The organism is Caballeronia sp. GACF4, from assembly GCF_023631025.1.
GTDB lineage: Bacteria > Pseudomonadota > Gammaproteobacteria > Burkholderiales > Burkholderiaceae > Caballeronia.
Window position 1 is genome coordinate 534,464 of the sequence record NZ_JALQDW010000018.1, and the last position, 18,795, is coordinate 553,258.

The window sequence follows — 18,795 nt, forward strand, 5'->3', positions numbered from 1 at the left end:
GCAGGCTCGCGAATGTAAGCTCGGCAAAGCGCACCGGCCGACGCCCCGTCTAACCGTGCTCCGCCATGAACGACTTCAGCGCAATACGCTGCGCTGGTTCGAGCGATTCGAATTCAAGCCCATAAGCGGCGCTTTGCGTCGATGCATCGAAGTCGCCGACGTGACGCACGATGGCGATGGTATCGACCTGAACATCGACGCCGTCGGTCGCGAATCGAAACGAGAGTGCGAGACGATCGCCCACGCGCGCGTTCGGCGTCGCGACAGTCAAAGACATGCCGTAGGGACTGATATCGCTCACGCGACCCGGCTGTTTGAGCGCGCCCTCGTCGCCTTCGATGGCATAGCATGCCGCCATGCGCGTCGGCATGCGGACGAACTTGCGCGTGCGCAGGCGGCGGATCGTACCTGGCGCCGATAACACCACATAACTGAACGGCTCGCGGCAAAGCGCATCCACCGTACACGCGAAGCGGAAGACGCCCTTTCCCGTCAGCGCGACGAGATCGACCAGTTCGCCACGCGTGAGGTCCAGCGGATCGAAGCCCGTCATGAGCGGCTGAGTGACGAAAAGCGAACGCTCGCCATTGCGACGTGCATTCGAAAAACCGATTACGCGACTCGCATACATCGCCGAACCCGAACCGCCTGTGACACGCACGCCAATCCGGCCGCCGATCGACAAACCCAAGTCGTCGAGAGCGAGCGTTTCCTCACTCGGCTCTTCCGGTTTTCGTCGAGGCGCCGCGTCGCCGGCAGTCCGGTGCGGATCGAACTGCCTGAAAATGAAATCGCGCGTCGCTTCGTCGGGAATGAGGGTGCCTGCCGCGAAAAGCGGCGTCCCATCGGCGGAAACGATCGCCCATTCGAGCGGCGCGCCCGGCACGACGTCGGCAGATTGAAGACGCACGATGGCCTGTCGTGCGTCAACGGCGGAGTCTTCGATCATTTATCGGACGATTCTTAAGTGTTTTCGCAATCGTCTCCGGTCGCCGAATTGCCGTCAAGTGCTACGAAGCAAAATTTACGTTCGCGCACTAATAAATGACTTCCGCGCGCCCTCTTTTGCGAACATTCTGCAAAAAGTTTATGCGCATAAAACTTTTTAACGCGCTATTACGCCAGCATGCGCGTGGCGATTCGCTTCAGTGGGAGCCAAAACGCTTTGGATTGCCCCGAGCACTTGCGGTACGTCAGGCGGCGCTCCGCCATCACCGACAGAGACCGAACGGCCAGGTTCGTGGATACCGAAATGCTCGCGCGATGTCGCCGCGAACAGCATGACGGTGCGCCGCTGCAAAGCATGTGCGAGGTGGACGAGCCCGGTATCGGTTCCGACGACCAGCTCAGACGCCTGAATCCAGTGCGCGCATTCCTCGACGCTCAGCTTCGGCAGCACAAGCGCCTGCGGCACAAGTGCGGCAATGGCCTGTGCTTCGCCGCGCTCGCGGTCCGTGCCCCACGGCAACGCAATCTGATAGCCGCGCTCGACGAGCCAGCGCCCGACTTCGGCCCAGCGATCCTTCGGCCACTTCTTCACATCGGCGGAGGTCGCGTGGAACAACATGGCGATGGGCGCGCCGCCGCGTGGAATGCCGAGGTCATGCGTAGACTCGGGGAGTCGAAGATCGTAGTCGGGCGTTTCCTGAATCTCGTAGCCCAGCGCATCGGCGACGCTCACGCGCATGCCGCGCCAGGCGTCGGTGTGCGGACGCGGACCGAAGCGCGCGTTGTACGCGAACGCCGCGCCACGCTCGCCAAGGTCCTGATTCAGATAGCCGTAGCGCCGCCGCCCACGCGCTATGAACGCGATGATCGCGCTCTTGTACACGCCATGAATATCGACGATGACGTCGTATTTCTCGGCGCGCAACTCGCTGATGGACCCCGTGATTTCTTTGAGATCGTTCCAGTTGCGCGCCTTCTTGAACTTGCGCAAAGGCGCGCTCAGCACGCGGTCGACACCCCGACTCCAACGGATGATGTCAGCGAACGCGGCGTCGGCGGCCCAGTCGACCTTCGCGGATGGAAACGCCCGCCGCAAGTCGGAGACAACCGGCAGCGTTTCGACGATATCGCCGAGAGACGTGACTTTGACGATCAGAATTCGCTTCATCGACAGACCTGGATGCACCGGTGTGTGCGGCTCGATGCCGCGCCGGAAAAACAGCGATTCTAAAGAATTTGTCGCGCCACGGCTGTCAGCGTTTGTAAGTCCGCCGTCGCGTCACGTCTTCGGCGCCTAGACGGCGTTACAGGGTCTTGGCCGAAAACGTATCGCATTGACGGATATCGCCGGACGACAAGCCCTTGCGCAACCATCGCTGCCGTTGCTCGCTCGATCCGTGCGTGAACGCTTCCGGCACCACGCGTCCTTGCGATTGCTGCTGCAACCGGTCGTCGCCAATTGCGCCCGCCGCATTCAAGCCCTGCTCGAAATCGCCCGGTTGAATGAGCTTTGCATTGTCCTGCTGCGCAACCGCCGCCCACACGCCCGCAAAACAATCCGCCTGCAACTCGACGCGCACCGAAAGCGCATTCGCCTGCGCGGGCGACATGCGCGCGCGTGCGCTATCGACCTTGTCCATGATGCCGAGCACGTTTTGCACGTGATGCCCGACTTCGTGCGCGATCACGTAGGCCTGTGCGAAGTCGCCGCCCGCGCCGAAGCGATCCTTCAACTCGCGATAGAACGACAAGTCGATATAAACGCGCCGGTCGTTCGGACAATAGAACGGCCCCATCGCCGCTTGTCCCGTGCCGCAGCCTGTTTGCGTGCCGCCCGAGAACAGCACGAGCTTGGGCGCCGGATAGTCCTGATTGAACTGCGTCCTGAAGATGTGTTGCCAGGTTCGCTCGGTATTGCCGAGCACGCGACGCACGAATACGGCGCCGGCGTCTTGCGCGGGCGCCGTATTCGACGGCGCGGCTTGCTGCTGCACGGGCGCGTTGCCATGAAGCATTTGCGCGCCGTTGATGATGGTCATCGGATTGATGCCGAAGAAGTACGATGCCGCGAGCGCGACGACGATCGTCCCTATGCCGATGGATCCGCCGCCGACTCTGAATCCGCCGCCTCCGCCGCTGCCTCGCCGGTCTTCGACATTGCTGCTTTCTGCTTCGTCATCGAGGCGCATTTGGGTCTCCTTGCATAGCCGCGCGTGGCGCGTGCTCAAAAGCCATTATGGTACTCGCGCGTCTCGCAAATGAAGTCTCGCGAGGACGTGAAAGTTCGTCGAACAAGCCTGCGTCAATGTGAATCGGACGGTTCTTGATGCAGTGCGGTCGATTGTCGCGTAAAGCAGCCCGCATTCCTGCTCTCGACGAGTCATCCTCCATACCAAAAACAGCGCGCTTTCAAGCCACTAGCTTCGCTAAACCCTTGAAACCGCGGCATTTGCGCGCAACGCGCATTTCCTGACGCAGCGCAACAGATACGCTTAAATGGCGCTACAGTCCGCTCCAGCATTACCGACGTTTCAACCCGCGCATGCCGCACGTTGCAATCCGGCACGCGTGAATTTCAAAGCAAAAGTCATCATGCATGCGACTCCCGAAGCAATCGACCTGGCGCGTATCCAGTTCGCGTTCACTGTCTCGTTTCATATCATCTTTCCCGCACTTTCCATCGGACTTGCAAGCTTCATCGCCGTGCTAGAAGGCGCGTGGCTCAAGACCGGCAAACCCGTCTACAAGGAACTGTGCCTTTTCTGGTCGAAGGTATTTGCCGTCGCGTTCGGCATGGGCGTGGTGTCGGGCGTCGTGATGGCTTACGAATTCGGCACCAACTGGGGCGGCTTTTCGAGCTTCGCCGGTCCGATCACGGGTCCCTTGCTCACCTACGAGGTGATGACCGCGTTCTTCCTCGAAGCTGGCTTCCTCGGCATCATGCTGTTCGGCTGGAACAAGGTCGGCCCGAAAGCGCACTTCGGCGCCACCTTGATGGTGGCCATCGGCACGCTCATCTCGACTTTCTGGATTCTTGCGTCCAATAGCTGGATGCAGACCCCGCAAGGGTTTCGCATCGAAGGCGATCACGTCGTGCCGGTGGACTGGTTCGCGATCATCTTCAACCCGTCGTTTCCGTACCGGCTCGCGCATATGGCGATTGCGGCGTTCATCGTCGCGGCGCTGGTCGTGGCCGCGACGGGCGCGTGGCATCTGCTGAAGGGCCGACGCGATCCGGCCATCAGGAAGACTTTTTCGATGGCGCTCTGGCTGCTGCTGGTCCTGACGCCGATCCAGGCTTTCGTCGGCGACGCGCACGGTCTCAACACGCGCAAGTATCAGCCGGCGAAGATCGCGGCTATCGAAGGTATTTGGGAAACGGAGAAAGGCGGCACCGCGCTCAATCTCTTCGGCATTCCGGACATGGAAGCGGAAACGACGAAGTACGCCGTGCAGATTCCGCATCTCGGCAGCGTGATCCTCACGCATAGCTGGGACGGCGAGATTCGCGGCCTCAAGACGTTCCCGAAAGACGAGCGGCCGAATTCGACCATCGTGTTCTGGAGTTTTCGCGTGATGGCGGGACTCGGCGTCTTGATGATCCTCATGTCCATCGCCGGTTGGCTGCTGCATCGCAAGCGCAAGTTATTCGATGCGCGCTGGTTCCATCGCTTCGTGCTGATCATGGGTCCGAGCGGTTTCATCACCTTGCTCGCGGGCTGGGTCACGACCGAAGCGGGCCGTCAACCGTGGGTGGTCTACGGCGTGATGCGCACGGCCGACGCCGTCTCGCCCGTCACCGCGCAGCAAGTCGGCGTCTCGCTGCTCGCGTTCGTGATCGTCTACACGATCGTCTTCGGCACCGGCATCTACTACTTGCTGAAGTTGTTGCGTCATGGGCCGGCGTTGCCGGGCGCGCCGTCTCATACGCCCGATTCGTCCGATGGCACCGCGCGCCGTCCGATGAGTCTTCCGCATCAGTCCATCGAAGGAGCTTGAACATATGGACCTCACCGTCGCGTGGGCCGCGATCATCGCACTGGGCCTCTTTCTCTACGTCGTGCTCGATGGCTTCGATCTGGGCATCGGCATTCTGTTTCCCTTCTTTCCCGACCGGCACGACCGCGACGTGATGATGAACACCGTCGCGCCCGTGTGGGACGGCAACGAAACGTGGCTCGTGCTGGGCGGCGCGGGTCTCTTTGCCGCGTTCCCGATGGTCTATTCGACCGTGCTTTCCGCGCTCTATCTGCCGCTCGTGCTGATGCTCGTGTGCCTGATCTTTCGCGGCGTGTCGTTCGAGATTCGCGCCAAGGCGTCGCGCACGAAGTCCATGTGGGATCTTGCGTTCATCGGCGGATCGGCGGGCGCGACGTTCTTTCAAGGCGTGGCGCTCGGCGCGTTTCTCGATGGCATCCCCGTCGCCGATGGCCGCTTCGCCGGCGACGCCTTCGGCTGGTTCACGCCGTTTTCGCTGTTCACGGGCGGCGCGCTCGTCGTGACTTACGCCCTGCTCGGCGCATGCTGGCTGATCGCGAAGACCGAAGGCGATTTGCAGCGACGGCTGTATCGCGTCGTATGGCCGTTGACGCTGCTGCAGCTTGCGACGATTGTCGTGGTGAGCGTGTGGACGCCGCTGCAGGACGCGGGCATTGCATCGCGCTGGTTCGACTCGCCGTGGTTTTATCGGATGCTGCCGGTGCCGGCGCTAGTCGTGGCCTGTGCTTGGGCGATGCATCGCTCGATCCGTTCGCGGCATGAAACGCGGCCGTTCGCGGTGGCGCTCGGCTTCATGTTGCTGGGTTACGCGGGATTGGTTGCGAGCATTTCGCCGCAGGAGATTTTTCCGGGCGTGTCGCTTTGGGATGCCGCTTCGCCGCGTTCTTCGCAGCTCTTCACGATTGTCGGCGCGGCGATTATTTTGCCGGTGATCCTGGGTTACACCATGCTGAGTTATTGGGTATTCAGAGGAAAGGTGCGTCATGGCGAACATCACTATCACTGAACGCGGCGGCTCTATTGCGATGATGCGCGCGAAGAAGGTCTTCTGGTTCGTCGCGCTTTGGGTGACAGGTGTGGGCGGCGCGATGCTGCTGGCTTTGCCGTTCAAGTTGTTGATCAAGGCGGGAGCGGCGTTGCATTGATGCCGCTGGGCAAGGCGCTCACGACGGCGATCGTCGTTGAGCGCCCGAGCCCGTCTGCTCAAAACCACCAGGCCGCCACCGCCCCACTCACTACCCCGAACACGACCACCGCCGCCGTGACGAACGCGAGCACCTTCGGCGGAAACGAGCGCGCGAGCATGGCGAGCGAGGGCACGCTGACGGGCGGCAAGGTCATCAGCAACGCGCCTGCTGGGCCGGCAGCCATGCCGAGTGAAAGCATCGCCTGAATGATCGGCACTTCGCCCGCCGTCGGAATGACGAACAACGTGCCCGCAATCGCGAATGCGACGATCCACAGCATGCTGTCGTCGATATTCGGTCCGATATGCGGAAACAGCCACGCGCGCGCCGCGCCTAGCAACAACACCAGCACGATGTACTCCGGCACGAGCCGCAACGTCATACGTCCGAGAATGCGCAACCAGCGCGAAAACGCCGTGCCCGGCTCATCTTCCTTGACGAGGTTTGCAAGCGCCTCGCGCGATTGCGCCGCCTGCGCGGGCGTCACCATGCGATTGACCGCGTAACCCAACCCGAACACCATCAGCACACCGAGCACGAGGCGCAGCCCGGTCCACTGCCAGCCGAGCACGAAGCCCATGAACACCAGCGCCGCCGGATTGAGCACCGTGTTGCCGAGCCAGAACGCGACCGCCGCGCCCGGCGCCGCTTCCCGCGCACGCAAGCCCGCCACGACCGGCGCCGCGCAGCACGTGCACATCATGCCGGGCAAGGACATCAAGCCGCCATTCAACACGCTGCCGAAGTTTCGTTCGCCGAGCGCACGCGCGACCCAGCGCGGCGGAATCAACGCCTGCACCGCCGAACCGAGCAACAGGCCGAGCACCATCGCCTGCCAGATGGCCTTGCCGTAAGCCATGGCATAGTCGAGCGCCGCTTGCCACGACGGTGCCGGCGCACTCGCGGACGCGCCCATCAAAATGGACTTGCCGATGGAATGCTGACTCGCCGCCACGAACGCGCGGTTGTAGTATGGAAACCATTTGACATAGAAGAGACCGACGACCGCGATCAGCAGAAAAACGATCCAGCCGGGCGCGATGCGAGGGGGTCGGGGCGCGTGAGTATTCATGTTTGACTCGAATGATGAAGATTAATCTCAGTTCGCCGCGGGCGATGTCTGCGCCAATTGCGCGAGAAGCGCCTCGGCCTGCGCGACGCTGTCGGCATCGTTGGGCCGGAAGGTCATGTGGGACGCCTTTGCCAGATGCGTATAAAGCGCGCGGCTGCTGCGGCCATACGCGGGATCGTAATGACGGTCGATGAGTTCCGCGAACAGCTCGGCACGCGCGTTCTCATCGATCAGCCGATGCCAGCGCTCCACGCGCTCGCGGCTATGCAGCCCGATGAGTCGCGCCAGTTGCGACTTGAAGAACGCGGGATTGTCGAAAAGATGCGCGTAGTCCTGCAACAGAAACGCGATGCGATCTTCGCGGCGCGCCTCCACTTCCACGCACGCCGCGCCATGCAGACCGTCCAGCAATGCATCCGGCACCGAAAGCGCGCCGATGCGCCGCCCTTCCGCTTCGATATACACGGGCTTGGCCGCATCGAAACCACGCAACGCACTCACGAGCGCCGACTCGAACGCCTTCTGCGAAGGCTGCGTCTGTCCCGGCAACGCGCCGAGCAACGAACCGCGATGTGCCGCGAGCCCTTCCAGATCCAGCGTTTGCGCGCCGGCCTGATCGAGCGCGTGCAACAGACGCGTCTTGCCGCTGCCGGTGTGGCCCGTCAGCGCGACGTAACGAAAACGGCACGGCAGCGTGACGAGGGAATCGAGCACTTCGCGCCGATAAGTCTTGTAGCCGCCTTCCAGTTGACGCGCCTGCCAGCCGATCATGTTGAACCAGGTCGTCATCGAGCCGGAGCGCTTGCCGCCGCGCCAGCAATAAATGAGCGGGCGCCAGTTGCGCGGCCGGTCGGAAAAGAGCGTATCCAGATGTCGCGCGATATTGCGCGCGACCATGGCGGCGCCGACGCGCGTGGCTTCGAAAGGCGAGACCTGCTTGTACATGGTCCCGACGATCACGCGCTCCTCGTTGGTCAGCACCGGCGCGTTGAGGGCGCCGGGGATGTGATCGTCGGCGTATTCGAGCGGCGTGCGGACATCGACGATTTCGTCGAAAGCGCCGATACGGTCGAGGTTCACGAGGAGATTTTTCACGGGCGATGACGCTGCACGGGCGCAACGCAAGAGACGGGACAAGCGCGAAATTATCGCACGGGCGCGGATTTCGGCGCGGCGGGCTTTTTTGACGAGGCGCGGGCGCTGCGCGAAGCGGTTAAAGTGAGTGGCAGCACGTACGGACGACGTGGCGGCTTTCCCTTGAACGAAGGAAACGCGATGACATATCAGGAGACGATCGGCGCACGGCGCTACCGTTTCGACGATCTGAAAACGCTGCTCGCGCGCGCGAGTCCGCGTCGTTCGGGCGACGAACTCGCGGGCCTCGCGGCGGCGACGGAAGAAGAGCGCATCGCCGCAAAACTCGCGCTTGCACAGGTGCCGCTGCGCGCGTTTCTCGACGAACCGCTCATTCCCTACGAGCACGATGAAGTCACGCGCCTGATCGTCGATACCCATGACGCGCATGCCTTCGCGCCCATCGCGCATCTCACCGTCGGCGAGTTCCGCGAATGGCTGCTTGCCGACACCACGGACACCGCCGCGCTCGAAGGCGTGACCGCGGGTCTCACGCCGGAAATGGTCGCAGCCGTTTCCAAGCTCATGCGCAATCAGGATCTGATCCTCGCCGCGCGCAAGCGTCCGGTGATCACGCGGTTTCGCACGACCATCGGCTTGCCGGGGCATCTTTCGGTGCGGCTGCAGCCGAACCATCCAACCGACGATCCGAAAGGCATTGCCGCGTCCATGCTCGACGGCCTTTTCTACGGCTGCGGCGACGCGGTGATCGGCATCAATCCGGCGTCGGATTCGCCTGCCGCCATCACGGCGCTGCTCACGATGATGGACGATTTCCGCCAGCGCTACGACGTGCCGATGCAATCGTGCGTGCTGACTCACGTCACCAACACGCTCGCGGCGATCGAGCAAGGCGCGCCGGTGGATCTCGTGTTCCAGTCGGTCGCGGGCACCGAGCGCGCCAACGCGAGTTTCGGTGTATCGCTCAAGCTGTTGGAGGAAGCGCACGATGCCGCGCTGTCGCTCGGTCGCGGTACGGTCGGCGACAACGTGATGTACTTCGAGACGGGCCAGGGCAGCGCGTTGTCGGCCAATGCGCATCATGGCGTCGATCAGCAGACCTGCGAGGCGCGCGCCTATGCGGTCGCGCGCCGTTTCAAGCCGCTTCTGACGAACACGGTGGTCGGTTTCATCGGTCCGGAATATTTATACGATGGCCGGCAGATCATCCGCGCCGGCCTCGAAGATCACTTTTGCGGCAAGCTGCTCGGCGTGCCGATGGGTTGCGACATCTGCTACACGAACCACGCCGAAGCCGATCAGGACGACATGGACACGCTTCTGACGCTGCTGGGCGTGGCCAACGTGAACTTCATCATGGGCGTGCCGGGCGCGGACGATGTCATGCTGAACTATCAGAGCACGTCGTTCCATGACGCGCTTTATATTCGCCGCGTGCTGAACTTGAAGCGCGCGCCGGAATTCGAAGCGTGGCTGCAAAAAATGCGCGTGACGGATGGACGTGGCGGCTTGCTGTCGGCATCCGGCAGCGCGCAGGGACAGCCGTTGCTCGACTGGATCGATGCGTGATGGATGAGATCGATAAGCGGAGCGTGGATGCATCGGCGCGCGAGGACCGCGTCGATGAGCGCGCGGACGCGTCGGTGCAAAGACGCGACATGGCGGGCTTGCACACTGGCGCGCCGAAGCACGACGGCGACAGCGTTCGCGCGAGTGCATCTGCCAGTGGTTCGAGCTCCACCAACGGCATCGAAACCAATCCCTGGGATGCGCTCAAGCGCTTCACCAACGCGCGCATTGCTCTGGGACGCACCGGCGACAGTTTGCCAACCGCGCCGCTGCTCGCCTTTGGCCTGGCGCATGCGCAGGCGCGCGACGCCGTGCATCAGCCGCTCGATACCGCCGCGCTCGCCGCGGAACTCCATGCAGCCGGCTTCGACACGCTCGAAGCGGCGAGCGCCGCGCCGGATCGCGATCATTATTTGCGGCGTCCCGACCTGGGCCGCGCTCTCGACGATGCCAGCCGCGCCCGCCTTGCCGAACATGCCGCACGAACAGAAGCGGCGCCCGACATTGTTTTCGTCGCCGCCGATGGCCTCTCGGCTTTCGCCGCGCAGCGACACGCCGCCGCCTTTCTCGCCCGCCTGAGTCCGAAGCTCGATGGCTGGAAAGTCGCGCCTGTCGTCATCGCGACACAGGCGCGTGTCGCGCTCGGCGACCCGATCGGCGAGTTGCTGGGAGCGCGCATCGTCGTGGTGATGATCGGCGAGCGGCCGGGCCTCAGTTCGCCCGACAGCCTCGGGCTCTACGTGACTTTTGCGCCGAGGCCAGGCCGTCACGACGCCGAGCGCAACTGCATCTCGAACGTGCGGCCCGAGGGATTGAACTACGATGCGGCCGCGTTCAAGCTGCACTGGCTGCTGAACGAAGCGCGCCGCCTGAAGCTGACCGGCGTGGGCCTCAAGGATCATAGCGGCGCGCTGCCGTCTGCCGCGGGCGATGCAAGTTCGCTGGATCATCACGCGTAACGGCACGATCGCCACCGTCGTTTCGCGCGCACTTGCATTGCCTCGCGAGCGTTCGTAATTCGCGTGGCGGCGCGATGATTGTTCCGCTGATCGCACAGTACGTGCGCACCTCGGCGACTTTGCAAATGGGCCGAGTCAGCGGCAAGGCACTCTTCACCATGTCGTATCAGTGAAAAGAAGCGCTATCGCCGCAACTTCCGATAAACCGTCGTCCGCGACACACCCAGCGCCCGCGCCGTCGCCGACACATTGCCGCCATGCGACTCCAGCGCCGCCGCAACCACGCTCGCGGCGATATCCGCGAGCCGCGCATCGCCAGCGGGAGCAGCGCTCGGTTCGTCGCGAACGGGAGCCTCGAAATCATCGATGAAATCGCGCGGCAGATGCGTCACGCCGATGCGCGTTTCGTCATCATCGAGCATCGCCGATGCCGTGCGCAGCACATTGCTCAACTGCCGGAAATTACCCGGCCAGCGATGCCGCGCAAACAGCGCGAGCACATCTTCGTCGACGCTCAACACGCGATCCGCAGGACACTCGTGGCGCAAGATGCGCTCGACGGCCGCTCGCAAATCGGTGCGCTCGCGCAGCGGCGGCAAGGTTACAGCCAGGCCGTTCACGCGATAAAACAGGTCCTCGCGAAACTCGCCCTTCGCAACCTGCTCGCGCAACTTGCGGTTGCTCGCGCAGACCAGCGTGAAGTCGACCGGCACGGCGCGCGCCGCGCCGAGCGGCTCGACCACGCGCTCTTGCAGCACGCGCAAGAGCCGGCTTTGAAGCGCGAGCGGCATGTCGCCGATTTCATCGAGAAAGAGCGTGCCGCCGTTCGCCTGCACGATCTTGCCCGACGCACCGCGCTTGGCCGCGCCGGTGAACGCGCCCTGCGCATAGCCAAATAGCTCGGATTCGATCAGCGTCTCCGGCAACGACGCACAGTTCACCGCGACGAACGGTCCATCGCGCCGTGGCGAATCGCGATGAATGGCGCGCGCCAGCATCTCCTTGCCCGCGCCGGTCTCGCCGCCGATCAGGATAGGAATCTCCTTGCCGACCACTTTCCTGACTTGCTGGATGAGTTCGTACACGCGCGCATCGCCCGTGCAGAGATCGGCGAGACGCGACGGCGTCTTGCTTTCAACGGGCGCAGTTGTTCTGACTGGCACCGCGACCGGCGCGACCGTGCGCTCGCGATATTCGACGCCCGCGAACACGCCGACGCCGCTATGCAGCTGAAGGCGGCGCGGCGGCTTGCCGGCCCGCTCGATCAGTTCGTCGGGAGTCGCACCGAATAGCGATGCCAGCGTCTGCACGCGCAGATGCCCAAGCTCCAGCCCGAGTTGAAACTGCGCGCTGCGATTGGCGCTTAGAAGCCGGCCATCGAGATCGAATACGGCGATGCCTTCCATCAACGTGCCGATGAATTCCGGGCGGCTATGAAAATGAATTCGCAGACCGTCGCCGAACGCGCTTGCGATCAGGCGGTTCTCGATCATCTGGCCGGACATTTTGACGAGCGCCATCGTGTGCTGGTGATAGCCGCGGCGGTCGCCGGTGACATCGAGTACGCCGCTCAGGCCGCCGCGCGGATCGAGAATCGGCACCGACGAACACGTCAGAAAATGGTTGGCGCGCAGATAGTGCTGATCGCCGTGGACGGTGACGGCCTGCCGTTCGGCGATGGTCGTGCCGATGGCATTCGTACCCTGATGCGCCTCGCTCCACACCGCGCCCGCTTGCAGCGCGACCTTTTGCGCGCGGGCGAGGAAGTCGTCGTCCCCCAGGGAATGCAGAATCAGCCCGCTCGAATCCGTGAGCGCGATCATGCTGTGCGTGTTGGCGATCTGCGCGTAGAGCGTTTCTATCACCGGCAACGCGTGAGCGAAGAGCGCGCGGCTCTCGTCGCGCTTCAAGGCGAGTTGCGCGCCGGACAAGACTTCGTATTCGGGACGCATGGTCGCGGAAAGACCAAAAGTGGCCGAGCGCTCATGCGATTGATGGATTACGTCATGATGCGCGGGCCGAAGCGCCGCGCCGATGGCATGCTGCATCGCCTCCTCCTTTCGAATTCAGCGCGGCGGGGTCGTCGGGCGCCCATGCCGTCGCGTGAATGTCTCTTGACGCAGAGTAACACCGACCCGGCGACCGGGTCGATGCGAGGAAGCGCGCAGTCGTTACAAGACGAGCGAGCCCGCCGAAATGGCGACGATCAGGAAGATGACGAACAGAATCAGGAAGATGAAGAAGCAAATCTTCGCGATGCCGGCCGCACCGGACGACACGCGTCCGAAACCGAAGAAGCCGGCGATGACCGAAATGACCGCGAAAATAATGGCAAGTTTTAACATGACGTCGATGGTTTATCGTTAAGGTTTCGCCTTGTCTGCAAGGGTTGTGCCCAATCTCTTTCAAGCTGTCGCTGAATTCGACCGTTAGTTGCTCGTACGCGCGTTAAAAAGGCGGCCTATTAGCCGCCCTTTCTTACTGCGCCCCGCCCTTCTCGGCCGCAGGAACCACGGCCGGAATCGTCCTTGGCCGCCCTCCCAGCCATCGCAAGACCGCTTGATGCACTTGAGGCACGGCAAGCAGCGTGGTTACGGCAATCGCATCCGCGGCCAGACCGGCGGGCACGTTGATGAGGCCATCGGTCAACGTGAAGAGAATGGAATCGACGACGAGCGATATCACCGTGCCGACGACGAAGCACACCATGCCGTCGCGCCCGACTGCCCCGACCCACGGCAGGCGCGATGCGATTTCCTTGATCAGACCGTAGCGCGCAAAATTGGTGGCGATCCACGCAATGGCGAGAAAGTTGACGACGCGCGCGCCGGCGAGGTCACGCTTGAACGCGCTATCCAAGACGGGCGGCAGTACGAGCAGCTTGTAATACGCCATGCCGATGATCAGCGCGAGCGCGCCCAGACTGACGACCCATCCCATGCGATGCGAACTCACGCGCTGATACACCGGCGTGCAGCGCGCCAGCACGCCGAGCACGAACATCAGTTGCCAGGCGGCGGGATTGAAGTCCCAAAGCGTATCGTTGGCGGATGGCAAGTATTCACCGATTTGCGGCGCAAACGCCCACAGGCCGAGGCTTAGACCGAGCAGCAACCACGGCTTGCTGCGCGCGAGCGGCAGCGTAAGCGGCACGGACAGCGCGAAGAGCGCGTACATCGGCAGGACCGCGGCAAGATACGGCTGGCGCTCGAAGGTGAGAATCTGCGTCAGCGACGACACCGGCGCGGCTGTGAGACTGTCGAGGTCATGCAGCGCCAGATTCGGCGCGCTGCCGAAAAACGGCCGCAGCAGGAAGGTCGCGACGAGCATCAGCGCGGCAGTGACGAGAAACGCGCGGTAGATTTCGACCGAGCGCTTGAGAAAACGCACGCAGGCGGCGCTTTCCGAGCGCCGGCTGGCCATCGCGGTATAGGCCGTCGCCGTGGCGAAGCCGCCGAGGAACACGAAGACTTCGGCGGCGTCGTTGAGCGCAAAGGCGTGCAGCGTGAAGCGCGACAACATGCTGCCGCCGATGTGATCGACGACGATGACGAGCAGCACGAGTCCGCGAAAGAAGTCCAGCTCGACGAGGCGTTGAGATTTTCCTGACATGCTGCTCAAGGAGTTTTCCTGCGGCGCGCAGGAGGGTGGGCAGGCGCCGCAATCGGCGGCAAACGAGACCGAGAGTTTACCCTTAATCGTCTGCGGTGAGCATCTTCGCGTAAGGAAAAAACCGTTTCAAATCCGGCGCTTGTTGTGTTTTGAGCGCAAACGCTGACACTTCGCAACGCATCTCTGTGTCTCCCACGCTTGGTGTCTCGAAAAGTTTTCAAGTTCCTTTCATTCATCCAAGTCTGCGTTAATATCACGCGCTCAATCCACTCGATGCGGCTTTCGCACAACTCAAAGGCTTCCGACGCGCATGGACTACCTCGCCACACTGCTGACCGATCCCGCCGCCTGGGCCGCTCTCGCGACGCTCGTCGTCATGGAAGTGGTGCTTGGCATCGACAACCTGATCTTCATCTCGATCCTGACCAACAAGCTGCCCGAGGCGCATCGGGAGCGCACGCAACGCATCGGCATCGGGCTCGCGCTCGTGATGCGGCTCGGTTTGCTCGGCACGGTCGCGCTGATCGTGCGCCTCACCGCGCCGATCTTCGAGGCGTTCGGGCACGGCTTCTCGTGGCGCGACCTGATCCTGATCGCGGGCGGCGTTTTTCTCGTGTGGAAGGCGACCACGGAAATCCGCCATCACGTCACGCACGACGCCGACGATCACGCTGGCGCGAATGCGGGCGCGCGCCTCACGCCGTTGTCGGCGATCGGCCAGATTCTGCTGCTCGATCTGGTGTTTTCCATCGACAGCATCGTGACGGCGGTCGGCATGACGGAACACATTCCGATCATGTTCGTTGCCGTGATCGCGGCGGTCGCGGTCATGCTGTTCGCGGCGGGGCCGCTTTCGCGGTTCATCGAACGCAATCCGACTATCGTGATGCTGGCGCTCGGCTTCTTGCTCGTGATCGGGATGACGCTGATCGCGGAAGGATTCGGCTCGCACGTGCCGAAAGGCTATATCTATGCGGCGATGGCGTTCTCCGCGCTCGTCGAAGCGCTCAACATGCTGGCGCGGCGGGCAAAGCGGAAGTCCGATCCGGCTCGGAACCGACGCGGCGAGAACTGATGCATCAGCTCGTGTAGCCGTCGCGGATCAGGCGGCATAGAACCGGCGCCATCGCGGGCTCCTCGGGTTCGCCTCGGTCGACCCATGCGGCGAATGCCTTCACGTCGTCGGTGAATGGCGGTTCACCGCGCGCCTTGCGGATGACGTTGTGAGCGCTCAGCAAAGCTTTCGCGGGCGCCACGATCGATGCGATGAGCGGCCCCTTCGCCGGGCCGAAGTCGAAATTGTCCATGCCGTGCTTATCGGCATTGGCGATGGAGACTTGAGGCTCAGCAGGTCTGGTGGCGTCGCGCTTGCACGGCGGGGGCGTTATGAGCCGCACCTCAAAACGGCAACTCGCCCTGCCGCTTTTCAACAACCGCGATCTCCGGCAACGGCTGCGCGCGCAGCCAGCTATCGATCGCGTCGACGACATGCCGACGTTCGGTTTCATCGAGTACCTTGCCCGCCGCGATGTCGTGCCATTTCGCCAGACAACCGCGGCAGCACGTCGCCGTCGCGTGCTGCGCGATGAACACCGGATGCCCGCGAAACGGCGTCTGCTTGCCATCGTTGAGCGGCGCTTGCGGCGCAAGGCGCTTCGCGATCAGCTCGTGCGCCTGCGCGACGACCGCTTCCACCCCGCGTTCGCGCAGATAGCGCCCTTCCCGCACACCCAACGCAAAACGCCTGCGAAACGCGGATTTCGCGAGCGAGGCGAAGACGGCGTCGAGATCGCGCATCGACCTTCATTCCTTGCCGTAGAGCGTGGAATCGGCGAAACCCTGGGCGTCGAGCACACGGCCCACGAGAATCAGCGCCGTGCGTTGCAAACGCACTGCCCGCACCTTCACCGCGATATCCGCAAGCGTGCCTTCCACGCGCGTTTCATCCGGCCAACTCGCGCGAAACACCACGGCGACAGGACAATCCGCGCCGTAATGCGGCAGCAGATCGTCGACGATACGCTCGATATGCCGCACGCCAAGATGAATGGCGAGCGTCGCACGATGACGCGCCAGATCCGCGAGCGATTCGCCTTCGGGCATCGACGTTTTCGCGGCATAGCGCGTGAGAATCACGGTCTGCGAGATGCCCGGCAAGGTGAGTTCGCGTTTGAGCGCCGCCGCCGATGCCGCCGTCGCCGTCACGCCCGGCACGATCTCATAAGGAATCGCGAGCGTATCGAGACGGCGCATCTGCTCGCCTGTCGCGCCGTAAAGCGAAGGGTCGCCGGAATGCACGCGCGCCACGTCTTCTCCCCGCGCGTGCGCGTTTTCGAGCAACGCGACGATCGCATCGAGATCGAGTTCCGCCGTGTTCACGACACGCGTCGCCCGATGCCCGCTCAACACTTCGTCGGGCACGAGCGAGCCCGCATAAAGAATCACCGGACACGAGCGGATGAGCCGCTGGCCCTTCACGGTGATGAGTTCCGGGTCGCCCGGTCCGGCGCCGATGAAATAGACGGTCATGGAAGAGGAAGTTCGGTTGTGAGTGCATCGAGCGCGCTTGCCGGATCGTCGAATGCGCGATCGGCTTCGGGAAGCGCGGGCCGCGCAAGCATCACGACGGGCAAGCCGCGTTCGCGCGCCACCGCGAGCTTCGCTTCGGTCGCGCGGCCGCCGCTGTTTTTGCTGACGACGACATCGATACGCGCCGCATCGAACAACGCGCGCTCGCCTTCGATACTGAACGGCCCGCGCGCATCGACGATCCGCGCACGCGCGTTGCCTTCGTGCGGGTCGAGACAACGGATCGTCCAGAATTGCGACGCGGGTATCTCGTCAAGATGCGCAAGCGGCTCGCGTCCAAGCGTGAATAACGGCTTTTCATAGGCCGCGATCGCATCGACGACGCCTGGCCAATCGCGCGCCTCGCGCCAGATGTCGCCTGCTCGCGGTTGCCATGCCGGACGACGCACGGCCCACAAGCGCACGCCAACAAGCGTACACGCTTCGCGTGCATGACGGCTCATCTGCGCGGCGTAGGGATGCGTGGCATCGAGCACGAGCGCGATGTCTTCTTCACGCAGATACGTTGCCAGACCCGCCACGCCGCCAAAACCGCCGACGCGAACCTCACATGCGAGATCCGTCGGCACACGCGCGAGCCCCGCGAGACTGTAGACATGCGACGTGCCGAGCCTGCGCGCGACGACGAGCGCGTCGCCGGTGCCGCCGAGCAATAGCACGCGCTTCATTGCGCGCTCCCGACGATCTGCCCTTGCCTGTCGATGGCGAAAGTCTCCACGACGATGCCTTGCGGCACGACGTCGAGCGCCACTTCGCGGGCTCGCGCGCAGACGATATCGCCGAGCGCGATGCCTTCGCCGCGCGCCAGCTTAAGCGCTTCCTGACTCGTGTTGGCCATGCGAATCGCGTGCTGCAACGCGATGCTCGCGCCAGCATCGGCGGCCCAAGTGGCGAGAAGCGGCAAGTCGATACTCGACGTGCGGCTGTGCAGATCCATATGTCCCGCCGCAAGCTTGCTGAGTTTGCCGAAGCCGCCGCAAACACTGAGTTTTTCGACCGGCGCGCGGCGCAAGTGCTTCAAAACCGCGCCCGCGAAATCGCCCATTTCGATGAGCGCCATATCCGGCAAGCCGTAACGCGCGCGCATGGCGTCCTCGCTCTGATTGCCGGTGCACGCCGCGATATGTTTTACGCCGTTGGCGCGCGCGACATCGATCCCCTGATGGATCGACGCGATATAAGCCGCACACGAAAACGGCCGGACGATGCCGGTGGTCCCGAGTATCGACAGTCCGCCGATAATGCCGAGCCGCGGATTCATCGTCTTGAGCGCAAGCGCCTCGCCATTCTCCACGCCGATGCTCACGTCGAAACCGCCCGCATAACCCGCTTGCGTGGCGAGTGCGTCGAGATGCTCGCTCATCATTTTGCGAGGAACGGGGTTGATGGCCGGCTCGCCGATCGGCAACGCAAGGCCCGCGCGCGTCACGGTGCCAACGCCCGGCCCCGCATGAAAGCGTACGCCATGCCGCGCCGCAAGCCGCACGCGAGCTATGACGAGCGCGCCATGCGTGACATCGGGATCGTCGCCGGCATCCTTGATGACGCCCGCTTCCGCTGCATCGCCGGCAAGACGGCAGAACGCGAGCGGCATGGTCACGGACTGGCCCTTCGGCAGCACGATCTCCGCGCGCTCGCTCGGCTCGCCGAGCAACAAAAGGCGCGCGGCCGCGAGACTCGTCACCGTCGCGCAGCTTCCCGTCGTGTAGCCGCTTCTGAGCGGCGCGGACTGTTCGGGCGTCTCGTCACGCATCGGGATGGTCAT

General features: G+C 63.4%; 20 protein-coding genes. 7 read left to right on the forward strand and 13 right to left on the reverse strand.

The genetic code is table 11. The features are described from left to right. Positions 1-49: 49 nt before the first annotated feature. From NCR40_RS17525 to ypfJ, 3 genes are all read right to left on the reverse strand, one after another. Positions 50-949 (reverse strand): flagellar brake protein, encoded by a 900-nt coding sequence (locus tag NCR40_RS17525; RefSeq protein ID WP_250510103.1) that lies wholly within the window; start codon positions 947-949, stop codon positions 50-52. 156 nt (positions 950-1,105) lie between these two features. Further along, the gene (gene waaC / locus NCR40_RS17530; RefSeq protein WP_250510104.1) at positions 1,106-2,116 is read right to left on the reverse strand and encodes a lipopolysaccharide heptosyltransferase I; all 1,011 of its coding nucleotides are present in this window, start codon (positions 2,114-2,116) and stop codon (positions 1,106-1,108) included. A 136-nt stretch (positions 2,117-2,252) separates the two neighbouring features. Further along, positions 2,253-3,137 (reverse strand): KPN_02809 family neutral zinc metallopeptidase, encoded by an 885-nt coding sequence (gene ypfJ, locus NCR40_RS17535; RefSeq protein WP_250467189.1) that lies wholly within the window; start codon positions 3,135-3,137, stop codon positions 2,253-2,255. A 403-nt stretch (positions 3,138-3,540) separates the two neighbouring features. Here ypfJ and NCR40_RS17540 point away from each other — a divergent pair, with 403 nt between their 5' ends. Genes NCR40_RS17540 through NCR40_RS17550 form a run of 3 tightly spaced genes read left to right on the forward strand, consistent with a single transcriptional unit; the run spans position 3,541 to position 6,092 of the window. Beyond that, positions 3,541-4,947, forward strand: coding sequence for a cytochrome ubiquinol oxidase subunit I (locus NCR40_RS17540; RefSeq protein ID WP_250510105.1), 1,407 nt, complete (start codon positions 3,541-3,543; stop codon positions 4,945-4,947). A 4-nt stretch (positions 4,948-4,951) separates the two neighbouring features. Then, a complete protein-coding gene (gene cydB, locus NCR40_RS17545; RefSeq protein WP_250510106.1) occupies positions 4,952-5,953 on the forward strand; it encodes a cytochrome d ubiquinol oxidase subunit II in 1,002 nt (333 codons plus the stop codon). After that, entirely contained in the window at positions 5,931-6,092 is a 162-nt protein-coding gene (locus NCR40_RS17550; RefSeq protein ID WP_250467195.1) for a hypothetical protein, read from the forward strand. Before cydB ends, NCR40_RS17550 begins: the two co-directional genes overlap by 23 nt. Before the next feature lie 58 nt (positions 6,093-6,150). Here NCR40_RS17550 and NCR40_RS17555 read toward each other — a convergent pair whose 3' ends face one another. Next, on the reverse strand, positions 6,151-7,206 hold the full coding sequence (locus NCR40_RS17555) for a permease (protein ID WP_244829520.1): 1,056 nt from the start codon (positions 7,204-7,206) through the stop codon (positions 6,151-6,153). Between the two features lie 27 nt (positions 7,207-7,233). Continuing rightward, a complete protein-coding gene (gene mnmH / locus NCR40_RS17560) occupies positions 7,234-8,301 on the reverse strand; it encodes a tRNA 2-selenouridine(34) synthase MnmH (RefSeq protein WP_250493472.1) in 1,068 nt (355 codons plus the stop codon). 180 nt (positions 8,302-8,481) lie between these two features. Here mnmH and NCR40_RS17565 point away from each other — a divergent pair, with 180 nt between their 5' ends. Both NCR40_RS17565 and eutC read left to right on the forward strand, forming a co-directional pair. Then, positions 8,482-9,870 carry an ethanolamine ammonia-lyase subunit EutB gene (locus NCR40_RS17565; protein WP_244829517.1) on the forward strand — a complete coding sequence of 463 codons (1,389 nt, stop codon included), beginning with the start codon at positions 8,482-8,484 and terminating at the stop codon, positions 9,868-9,870. Then, positions 9,870-10,829: an ethanolamine ammonia-lyase subunit EutC gene (gene eutC, locus NCR40_RS17570; protein ID WP_250510107.1), complete on the forward strand. Its 960-nt coding sequence runs from the start codon at positions 9,870-9,872 to the stop codon at positions 10,827-10,829. Before NCR40_RS17565 ends, eutC begins: the two co-directional genes overlap by 1 nt. Positions 10,830-11,011: 182 nt before the next feature. Here eutC and NCR40_RS17575 read toward each other — a convergent pair whose 3' ends face one another. The 3 genes from NCR40_RS17575 to NCR40_RS17585 all read right to left on the reverse strand — a co-directional run bounded on the left by NCR40_RS17575 (position 11,012) and on the right by NCR40_RS17585 (position 14,441). Continuing rightward, entirely contained in the window at positions 11,012-12,877 is a 1,866-nt protein-coding gene (locus NCR40_RS17575) for a sigma-54-dependent Fis family transcriptional regulator (protein ID WP_250510108.1), read from the reverse strand. 123 nt (positions 12,878-13,000) lie between these two features. Then, positions 13,001-13,174, reverse strand: coding sequence for a DUF1328 domain-containing protein (locus NCR40_RS17580; RefSeq protein WP_250510109.1), 174 nt, complete (start codon positions 13,172-13,174; stop codon positions 13,001-13,003). A gap of 133 nt (positions 13,175-13,307) precedes the next feature. Continuing rightward, complete coding sequence (locus NCR40_RS17585; RefSeq protein WP_250510110.1) at positions 13,308-14,441, reverse strand: OpgC domain-containing protein; 1,134 nt, start codon at positions 14,439-14,441, stop codon at positions 13,308-13,310. Between NCR40_RS17585 and NCR40_RS17590 the strand changes: the two genes are divergently transcribed. Together NCR40_RS17590 and NCR40_RS17595 are read left to right on the forward strand one after the other, a co-directional pair. Next, positions 14,440-14,607, forward strand: coding sequence for a DNA-directed RNA polymerase subunit omega (locus tag NCR40_RS17590; RefSeq protein WP_250510111.1), 168 nt, complete (start codon positions 14,440-14,442; stop codon positions 14,605-14,607). The two genes, NCR40_RS17585 and NCR40_RS17590, sit on opposite strands and share 2 nt — an antisense overlap. Before the next feature lie 144 nt (positions 14,608-14,751). Further along, positions 14,752-15,516 (forward strand): TerC family protein, encoded by a 765-nt coding sequence (locus NCR40_RS17595; RefSeq protein WP_250510112.1) that lies wholly within the window; start codon positions 14,752-14,754, stop codon positions 15,514-15,516. A gap of 4 nt (positions 15,517-15,520) precedes the next feature. Here NCR40_RS17595 and NCR40_RS17600 read toward each other — a convergent pair whose 3' ends face one another. The 5 genes from NCR40_RS17600 to NCR40_RS17620 all read right to left on the reverse strand — a co-directional run bounded on the left by NCR40_RS17600 (position 15,521) and on the right by NCR40_RS17620 (position 18,783). Further along, a complete protein-coding gene (locus tag NCR40_RS17600) occupies positions 15,521-15,748 on the reverse strand; it encodes a hypothetical protein (protein ID WP_244829508.1) in 228 nt (75 codons plus the stop codon). A gap of 91 nt (positions 15,749-15,839) precedes the next feature. Continuing rightward, entirely contained in the window at positions 15,840-16,238 is a 399-nt protein-coding gene (locus tag NCR40_RS17605; protein WP_250510113.1) for a DUF4186 domain-containing protein, read from the reverse strand. A 6-nt stretch (positions 16,239-16,244) separates the two neighbouring features. After that, the gene (gene cobM / locus NCR40_RS17610; protein WP_250467207.1) at positions 16,245-16,970 is read right to left on the reverse strand and encodes a precorrin-4 C(11)-methyltransferase; all 726 of its coding nucleotides are present in this window, start codon (positions 16,968-16,970) and stop codon (positions 16,245-16,247) included. Then, entirely contained in the window at positions 16,967-17,698 is a 732-nt protein-coding gene (locus NCR40_RS17615; protein ID WP_250510114.1) for a cobalt-precorrin-6A reductase, read from the reverse strand. Before NCR40_RS17615 ends, cobM begins: the two co-directional genes overlap by 4 nt. Then, positions 17,695-18,783, reverse strand: a complete 1,089-nt coding sequence (locus NCR40_RS17620; RefSeq protein ID WP_250510295.1) for a cobalt-precorrin-5B (C(1))-methyltransferase — start codon at positions 18,781-18,783, stop codon at positions 17,695-17,697. Before NCR40_RS17620 ends, NCR40_RS17615 begins: the two co-directional genes overlap by 4 nt. Between the last annotated feature and the right edge of the window lie 12 nt (positions 18,784-18,795).